This window comes from Klebsiella sp. HMSC09D12, from assembly GCF_001808475.1.
In the GTDB taxonomy this organism is placed as follows: domain Bacteria; phylum Pseudomonadota; class Gammaproteobacteria; order Enterobacterales; family Enterobacteriaceae; genus Klebsiella; species Klebsiella oxytoca.
In genome coordinates, this window is the sequence record NZ_KV793442.1 from 27,601 (window position 1) to 35,823 (window position 8,223).

Here is an 8,223-nt window from a genome sequence, read left to right on the forward strand (position 1 = left end):
TGTCGCTGCGCTCCGGCTTCACCAGCAGAGAGCCGGCAAATTAAGAGGGCAGCGTGTGAGTAATAATAGCGTGCAGCGCTTCGGCATGCTGATGTAAAACGCGGTAAACGTCTTTATCCAGCGCGCCGTTTGTCACATCACACTCAATCAGCCGTAACGCTTGCTGACGGCTCATTCCGGGGCGATAAGGGCGGTCTTCGGTAAGGGCGGTGAAAATATCCGCGATGGCGATGATACGATCTGCCAGCTGCAGGTAATCGCCACTCAGATGCAGAGGATAACCGCTGCCATCCAGTTTTTCATGATGATTGGCCGCCCAGTTCACGATATCGCCGAGTTCGCTAAATGCGCTAAGAATTTCGCCGGTCATATAGCTGTGTTCCCGAACCTGCAGCAGCTCTTTGTCATTGAGCTCGCCCTGTTTCTCGAGGATGGCCAGCGGTATGTAGACTTTACCGATATCGTGCAAATAGCCGGCAATTTCAATCTTCCGGCACTCCAGCTCCGGCTGATTCATCCAGGCGGCAAGGGCGCGCGAAATTTGTCCAACCTTCAGGCTATGGCTGGCGGTAAAGCTACTGTAGGTATCGACAATGTTGGCGATTAACAGACAGATATCTTTCAGGCCATCAATACCCATATAGACATCGTTAATTGGGCCGATAATTTCCAGCATTCGCTGAATATGTCCAGGATTAAGATGCAGCCAGAAATGCTCTTTTTGTGCGAGCTGGCACAAGGTTTGACACAGCGACGGGTCGATCGCCTGATAGAGCGTACGAAATTGCGTAATAATAATATCGGGTTGATAAGCCGAACCGCCTTTATTACCGGCCAGCAGGCGCTCAAAAACATCGGCAAAATAGACGATATGCTGTTCGAGGCTGCCCCTGTGGTGTGGACTAAAATGATGATCGCGAATAATCGGCAGGATTGGGGCCAGGGTGGTTAATCCGGCCAGCATTTCTGCTCCCCGATGCTGATGGGGGTCATTGAGATTATCGATAGCGTTCAGCGAGGAGAAGGCCCTTTTGTCACCCAGAACGCCAATATCGTGCAGCAGCGCGGCGCAAAAGACCGTTTGCTGCTGCGGGCGCGAAAGCCCTGATGCCTGCGCCAGCTCCAGTGCGATCAGCGCCGTTCGCTGCATATGCAGCTGCAGTTCAGGATTAATGATTTGTATGACGCGGGTTGTTAGCATCAATGCTGATTTTAAGGCGATACGCATCGTTTTTCTCTCTCGGATTACCCGCGTTGTTATGGCTTATTTGGTTACTCGCGATGCCATCAAGACAGAACAGATTGCATGAGTTGTTTCTGATTTTGCATTTTATGATGCCCGTTTTTAGCGCATCTGTGCACCAATGTCGCGCTCATGGCGAAATAAAAATCCTTTTTTGTCCGATAGTTAACCACTTTTGCCCGGCAAAATACATTAAATCCTGGCAAGCCCTTTGCATTATCACCGGGCGAATTTGATTAAAATCTATTTGGGGATAGGTAATTATGAATTTTAGAGCATTACTGACCATTGCGTTACTGTCGATAAGTGCTTTCGCGTTCAGCGACACGCGTCTGCCGCATATTGTGATCCTGGCAACCGGAGGCACCATTGCCGGTTCGGCGGCCAGCAACACCCAGACAACCGGATATAAAGCCGGTGCGATTGGCGTACAGACGCTGATTAACGCCGTACCTGAAATGAGTAAAGTCGCCCGCGTTGACGGTGAGCAGGTTGCCAATATCGGTAGCGAAAATATGACCAGCGATATTATTCTCAAGCTGGCCAAACGCGTCAATGAACTGCTGGCCCGCGAGGATGTCGACGGCGTAGTCATTACCCACGGTACCGATACCCTCGACGAGACGCCTTATTTCCTCAACCTGACGGTAAAAAGCAATAAGCCGGTGGTCTTCACGGCGGCAATGCGCCCGGCAACGGCCATCAGCGCCGACGGCCCGATGAATCTGCTGGAAGCGGTGACCGTGGCGGCTGACCCGGAAGCGAAAGGCCGTGGGGTGATGGTGGTCCTTAACGATCGCATCGGGGCAGCGCGTTTTGTCACTAAAACCAACGCCACGACGCTGGATACCTTCCGGGCGCCGGAAGAGGGCTACCTCGGCGTGATCGTCAGCGGTAAGCCGCAGTTCGAAACCCGCGTGGACAAAATTCACACCGTGCGTTCGGTTTTCGACGTCCGTAACCTGAATGCGCTGCCGAAAGTGGTCATTATTTATGGCTACCAGGATGACCCTGAATATATGTATGACGCGGCGATCGCTCACCATGCTGACGGGATTATTTACGCAGGTACCGGCGCGGGGTCGGTCTCCGTACGCAGTGCGGCAGGAATTGAAAAAGCGGAAAAAGCCGGCATCGTGGTGGTTCGCGCCTCGCGTACCGGCAGCGGCGTTGTGCCGGTAGATGGCGGCCAGCCGGGACTGGTGGCCGATTCTCTCAATCCGGCAAAAGCGCGCATTTTGCTGATGACCGCGCTGACGCAAACGAAAAATCCGCAGGTGATTCAGCAATATTTCCACACTTACTGATTAACGTCGGGTAGGGCGCAGTACGCCTTACCCGGGTTATTTCACCACGCACATCGGCGCTGGGACACCGGCTCCGGGTGAATCTCCGCTTCCAGGTGAAAAATCTCCCGCAGCATCTCCGGCGTCAGTACCGTTTCCGCCAGGCCCTGAGCCTGCACCTGTCCCCCTTCAAGCACCACCAGATGGTCGCAGTAGCGGCTGGCCTGATTCAGATCGTGCAGTACGGTGAACACGGTTTTGCCCATCGTCTGTAGCTCGCGCATCAGCTTCATCAGCTCCACCTGATGATTAATATCCAGCCAGGTTGTTGGTTCATCAAGTAGCACCAGCGGGTTATCCTGTGCCAGCAGCGGCCATCCCCAGATAAAAAAAGCGTGCCGGAACGGTTTCATGGCGTGATATCTACCGCCCGGTGATGGACGATTTTAACCATGTCGCTGGCAATACGCTCGGCGGCGTAGATTCCGGCATGGCGACTGCTATCGGCGACGATCGGATCGGGATGCAGCGCGCGGATGGCCTCGAGCGAGGGCTGGGCACGGGTGCCCACCGACTGCCAGGGCTTCAGACGTGCGCGTACGTCCGCCAGAATACGCGACGGATCGTTGTCATCGGCCATGCCTGTTGGGCTAACGTCGACCGCCGCCAGCGCGTCAACAAAGGAGAGTTCAAGCACCACGATGCGCTGCGGCGTTTTATCAAGCGTAAAGCGACCGCGCTCATCTTGTACGGTGGCGGCAAACAGCGGGCTAAAATGCACTGACGAACAAGGCTAAACATGATTTTCCTCCAGCTTGCCGGACAGGGCGCGAATAGCGCTGTCCGGCAACGCTCGATCAATCAGAACTTCATTGATCCTTGCAGGTACAGCGTGCGCGGCTGACCGACGTAAAGCCCTTTGTTGTTATCGTCGTATGAGCGGGTGTAATACGCATGGTCGAAGATGTTTTTCACCCCCAGCGCGAGGTTGAGATTGGCCATTTGTGGACCAAAGTCATAGGCCACGCGGGCGCCCCACAGCATATAGCCGGGAATACGACCGGTGCTGCCATCGGCGCTTTCGGCAACGGTATTGGCGTTATCGGCAAACTGGCTGGACTGGAAGTCGCCGTTAAGGTTAAACGTCCAGCTGCCGGGGCTGTAATCGACGCCAAGGGTGCCTTTGTGCTTCGGCGAGAAAGGAACCTGGTTACCGTAGGTGTCGCCTTTCTCGCGGATTTCAGCATTAACGTACGCATAGCTGGCGTAGACCGAGAGATTATCAAGCGCGGGTGAGAGTTCGCCGAGGGCGTAACGGGTTTGCGCTTCCAGGCCGCTATGACGCGTTTTACCGCGGGCGGTAACCGTGTCATTGGTCTGGTTGGAATCGTACTGATTGTTGAAGTTAATCAGGAACAGCCCCATTTCGGCGGTCAGCGCGCCGTCGTCGTAGCGGGTGCCGACTTCCCAGGTACGCGCTTTTTCTGGTTCCACATTGCCGCTTTGTACAGCTTTGCCAATCTGGCTGTACTGTACGGTGCCGAATGAGCCTTCTGTGTTGGCATAAAGATTCCAGCTGTCGGTGAGGTGATAAAGAACATTCAGCGCCGGGAGCGGAGCGTTATAGCTGACCCGTTCGCGGGTGCCCAGCAGATTATTGTCCTGATAAGACTCAATGTGCTCAAAGCGCATTCCTGGCGTAATCGTCCAGTTGCCAATATCCACGCGATCGTCGATATACCAGGCGTGGGCTTCGGTACCGGAACGGGTATCGCGATCGTAGGGGCTGGCGGTGCTGGGCAGCTCGCCGCTGGTGGTTGCGGTGTAGTAACGCATCTCGTGGGTCGATTCGTTGACGTAGCGATAGCCGACGCCGACCTCGTGGGCGGATGGGCCGATCATAAAGCTTTGGCTGTAGCGCGGTTCGATGCCGCGGACCCAATATTCGCGCGGGGAGAGGGTAATGCGCTTACCCTGTTCCAGATAGCCGCTGCGCAGGGTATGGGTATAGAACCCCTGAATATTAAATTTATGCTGCGCATCCGGCTGGTACTGGTAGCCGAGGCTGGCGAGCTGGCGGCGCCCCCAAAAACGGTCATAAGGACGCGTGGACTGCCAGCGGTCGGCGTTGTAGTCGGCGCGGGAGAGGCCGCCGGGCATATCGGCTTCTCCGTCATAGTATTGCAGCAGGCTGTTAAAGGTATGGACTTCGTTAGGCGCGTATTTGCTTTTCAGCATCACATCATCAATCCGCGTGGCGCTGTGTTCGCGCCAGTCGCTGCCCCGGGTGCCTGAGTAAAGCAGGGCGGAGCCGAAACCGTTGTCCGCCGTGCCGCCGATCGCGAGGTTATGCGTCTCTTTCGGGTTGTTTTGTGAAGAGGTGGGGCTGAGCTGCCCTTCCATGCCGCCCTGAATGCCAAAATCCTCGGGGATTGCGCGGGTGACGAAGTTCACCACGCCGCCGACGCTCTGCGGCCCGTAGCGCACCGCGCCGCCGCCGCGCACGACATCGATGGCGTCCATATTGCCGACCGAGACCGGCGCCAGCGAAAGCTGCGGCTGGCCGTAGGGGGCAAAGGGAACCGGGATACCGTCCATCAGCACCGTGGAACGGCTGGCAAGCCGCGGGTTGAGGCCACGAATACCGAAGTTCATTGCCAGATCGTGACTGCCGGTACCGGTATTTTCCGGCGCGTTGACGCCGGGGATCCGGTTCAGCACTTCGCGTATCGTGGCGGCTCCGGTTTTGGCGAAATCCTCCCGACGGATAACGTCGCGGGCGCCGGCGTGTTCAAAGACATCATTCTCGCGCGCGTCGCCAAGCCAGTCCCCGACGACGGTGAGGGTGGAGTCTGAACTGTCAGGAGCGGGCTCCAGGGTCCAGGCATTCTTGCCCAGCGGCTTTAGCCGTAATCCGCTGCCGTTCAGCAGCCTGCGTAACCCCTCTTCGGTTTCGAAGCTGCCGTGCAGGCCCGGGCTATGCTTGCCGCGCGTCAGGCTGGCGTCGGCGGAAAGCGTGATACCGCTGCGGGCGGCATATATCGGCGCGGCAGCCAGCCCTGCTAGCGGCAGCAGCGTTAAACGGATTGCTATTACCAGAGGCATCGGTGTGCGTAAAACGCGTAAAGGCGTCATCTCTTCTCCACGAACGTTTATGGTTATATTCATCTAATAAGTCGAACGAGCCGGGAAAAGGGATAATAGATAATGAGAATTTTTTCGATTTTTCTTCTCAGGCTGGAACGAGCGTCACCCAGTAGCGAGTGACAAACCGTAATGAAATCGGCAGCGTTTGCGCAATAACCTTCAGGATGGCGTCAGGATCCTCCAGCGGAAAGGTGCCGCTCAGGCGTAATTCGGCCACCGCAGGATCGCAGCGCAACACCCCGGAGCGATAGCGGGCGAGGGTTTCGACCACCTCGCTTAGCGGGGCGTCGCGGAAGGTCAGCACGCCTCTGATCCAGCTATCCTCGCCGTCGTTGAACTTAACCAGGGCGAAGAAGCGATTGCGGGTAAACCACAGGCTTTCCCCGGCGTTGACGATTTGGACGCTGCCGGATGGTAAAACCACCTCCACGGCATGCTGCTGTACCGCCAGCCGGGTGCCGCCGGCAAACTGACGGACGGTGAATTCGGTACCGAGCGCGGTGAGCGTGCCTTCCCGCGTTTGCACGCGGAAAGGACGCTGCAGGCTGTCGTGAGCGGTCCTGATGGCGATTTCGCCGTAGCGTAAATGAACCATGCGCTGTCGTCTGTCAAAACGGACGTCGGCGGCACTTTCGCTATTCAGCGTTAGGAGCGAACCGTCGGCAAGCTGCTGCTGGCGAGGTATTTCTTTCGCCGTACGGTAGTCGGCGCCCAGGCCCTCCGCCAGTTCGGAATCCCAGAGCCGCCAGCTGCCTCCGATGACCAGCAAAAGCATCAGACCCTTCAGTACGTGGCGACGCGCCAGTCGGCTATCGTTAAGGGCACGGCTGGCCAGGCCGCCCGGCAGTTGCCCCATCTGCTGTCGCAGGTTTTCTACCTGCTGCCAGGCCCACTGATTTTCTTTGTTTTGCTCATACCACTGCTGCCAGCGGGCCTCCTGCTGCGGACTCACGCATCCATCGATGAGCACCGCGTACCAGTGCGAGGCGGAGCGCAGCGCCTGACGACGAGATTCGCTCAGCGTCGGTTTCACAGGCCATTCTCCAGACGAAACAGTAGACAGTGCTCGGTGGCTTTCGCGATATATTTCTTAACCGAGCTTACGGAAACCGCCAGGCGGCTGGCGATTTCGGCATAGGTCAGCCCTTCAAGCTGCGAGAGCAAAAACGCTTCCCGGACTTTTGCGTTAAGCCCGTCCAACATGGCATCAATCTGCTGTAACAGTTCGAGCTGGCTCTGCCGTAGCTCCGGTGAGGGAGAGAGCTCTGGGGGAAGCTGCGAAAGCATGTCTAACCATGCACGCTCCAGGGCGTTACGGCGGAACAGGTCGATCATCACCCGTTTAGCAATCGTGCAGAGAAAGGATTTTGGATCGCGAATCGTCAGCAGCGACTCGTTGGCCATAATTCGGACAAAGGTATCCTGCGCTACGTCGTCGGCGTCATAAGCGGATTGCAGCTTACAGGTAAGCCATTTTTTCAGCCAACCATGATGATCGCTATAGAGCGAGGCAAGCGTTAGCGGAGAGGCGATGGCGGAAGAAGAGGGCATAGCCAGGTTCAGGAGAGTTGATCAATACGGCACATGCTAATATGAGAATGGTTATCATTTCAATAAGTCGCGCCAGCAATACGGGCCATACAGAACTTTAGTAACGATAAGTAATTGTTAAACATTGAATATATTTTATTCCTCATTGCACCTTTTCTTTAACCTCGTCCTTAATGCAAATAAAATTCATTATCATTATTCCCTCTCTCACTTTAATGTTGTATTTATAATGCATCTTATGAGGTAAGGAGAGTCAGATGAACGCTAGCGAAAAAGCCGGACATACTTTTTTGGCAAGTTTGGGGAAAACCCGCTTACGTCCCGGCGGCATTGAGGCCACTGAGTGGCTATTTAAGCAGGCAGGGTTTAGCGCCGACAATAAAGTCCTGGAGGTGGCCTGTAATATGGGGACAACCTCTATTGAGCTGGCGCAGCGTTTTCACTGTACCGTTTACGCCATCGATATGGATAAAGGCGCGCTGGCGAAAGCCCGGCAAAATATCGTTCGCGAAGGTGTGGATCATCGGGTGATAGTGATGGAGGCGAATGCGGGTCGGCTGCCATTTGCCGACGAGACGTTTGATGTGGTGATAAATGAAGCGATGCTCACCATGTATGCGGATAAAGCCAAAGAAAAACTGGTGGCAGAATATTTTCGCGTTCTCAAGCCCGGTGGCCGTTTGCTGACGCACGATATCATGTATACGCATGATACGCTGGGAGAGGACGCCCGGCGACAGCTGCAGGGGGTCGTGAAATCCAACGTCAGCCCGCTGAGCGCTGCCGCCTGGCGGACCCTTTTCCAACGGAGCGGCTTTGATGCCGTAAGCATTCATCATGGACCGATGTCGCTGATGTCGCCGCGAGGGTTAATGAAAGATGAAGGTTTTATACAGGCGCTAAAAATTGTCTGCAATGGCTTGCTAAAGCGCGAGAATCGTCCGAGATTTTTATCAATGCTGCGGCTTTGTTGAATAAATCAGATTTCGGGTAAGT

General features: G+C 55.6%; 6 protein-coding genes and 2 pseudogenes. 2 read left to right on the forward strand and 6 right to left on the reverse strand.

Translation table 11 applies throughout. From position 1 onward, the window contains the following. Nucleotides 1-40 precede the first annotated feature (40 nt). On the reverse strand, nucleotides 41-1,228 hold the full coding sequence (locus HMPREF3178_RS08355; RefSeq protein WP_017146105.1) for an HD-GYP domain-containing protein: 1,188 nt from the start codon (nucleotides 1,226-1,228) through the stop codon (nucleotides 41-43). Between the two features lie 278 nt (nucleotides 1,229-1,506). Between HMPREF3178_RS08355 and fraE the strand changes: the two genes are divergently transcribed. Continuing rightward, nucleotides 1,507-2,550 (forward strand): fructose-asparagine asparaginase, encoded by a 1,044-nt coding sequence (fraE, locus tag HMPREF3178_RS08360; protein WP_004101212.1) that lies wholly within the window; start codon nucleotides 1,507-1,509, stop codon nucleotides 2,548-2,550. A gap of 36 nt (nucleotides 2,551-2,586) precedes the next feature. Here the strand turns inward: fraE and HMPREF3178_RS08365 are convergent. The 5 genes and pseudogenes from HMPREF3178_RS08365 to fecI all read right to left on the reverse strand — a co-directional run. Beyond that, nucleotides 2,587-2,900 (reverse strand): annotated as a pseudogene (locus tag HMPREF3178_RS08365) (ferric citrate ABC transporter ATP-binding protein FecE); the annotation flags it as partial. 101 nt (nucleotides 2,901-3,001) lie between these two features. Then, nucleotides 3,002-3,330: pseudogene (gene fecB, locus HMPREF3178_RS08370) on the reverse strand (Fe(3+)-dicitrate ABC transporter substrate-binding protein FecB); the annotation flags it as partial. 60 nt (nucleotides 3,331-3,390) lie between these two features. Continuing rightward, nucleotides 3,391-5,664 (reverse strand): TonB-dependent Fe(3+) dicitrate receptor FecA, encoded by a 2,274-nt coding sequence (fecA, locus tag HMPREF3178_RS08375; protein ID WP_070585117.1) that lies wholly within the window; start codon nucleotides 5,662-5,664, stop codon nucleotides 3,391-3,393. Between the two features lie 97 nt (nucleotides 5,665-5,761). Continuing rightward, nucleotides 5,762-6,709, reverse strand: a complete 948-nt coding sequence (fecR, locus tag HMPREF3178_RS08380) for a ferric citrate uptake sigma factor regulator FecR (RefSeq protein WP_017146103.1) — start codon at nucleotides 6,707-6,709, stop codon at nucleotides 5,762-5,764. After that, nucleotides 6,706-7,227, reverse strand: a complete 522-nt coding sequence (gene fecI, locus HMPREF3178_RS08385; RefSeq protein ID WP_004101219.1) for a ferric citrate uptake sigma factor FecI — start codon at nucleotides 7,225-7,227, stop codon at nucleotides 6,706-6,708. Before fecI ends, fecR begins: the two co-directional genes overlap by 4 nt. 257 nt (nucleotides 7,228-7,484) lie before the next feature. Between fecI and HMPREF3178_RS08390 the strand changes: the two genes are divergently transcribed. Continuing rightward, nucleotides 7,485-8,201, forward strand: coding sequence for a class I SAM-dependent methyltransferase (locus HMPREF3178_RS08390; protein ID WP_017146102.1), 717 nt, complete (start codon nucleotides 7,485-7,487; stop codon nucleotides 8,199-8,201). The last annotated feature ends 22 nt before the right edge of the window (nucleotides 8,202-8,223 follow it).